General features: G+C 62.2%; 1 protein-coding gene. It reads left to right on the top strand.

Features of this window, described 5'->3' with window-relative positions; translation table 11 throughout:
• On the top strand, positions 1 to 267 hold a 267-nt coding region (locus IB279_RS38305), incomplete at both ends, for a ferrochelatase (RefSeq protein WP_192341299.1).

Raw genomic sequence — 267 nt, 5'->3', positions numbered from 1 at the left:
CGCCGCTACCTGAAGGAGTTTCTGACCGACCGCCGGGTGATCGAGTGGTCGCGACTGTTCTGGTACCCGATCCTGTTCGGCATCGTGCTCAACACCCGCCCCGGCAAGGTCGGCAAGGCCTATGAGACGATCTGGAACAGGGACTTGAACGAAAGCTACCTCCGGACCTACACCCGCAACCAGTCCGAACTGATGGCGAAGTCCTTCGCCGACCAGCCTAACGTCATCGTCGACTGGGGCATGCGCTACGGCCAGCCGTCGATCGCC

It is taken from the genome of Ensifer sp. ENS06 (assembly GCF_014852205.1).
Classification (GTDB): Bacteria; Pseudomonadota; Alphaproteobacteria; order Rhizobiales; family Rhizobiaceae; genus Ensifer; species Ensifer adhaerens.
This window is presented reverse-complemented; position numbering and strand designations above follow the sequence as displayed.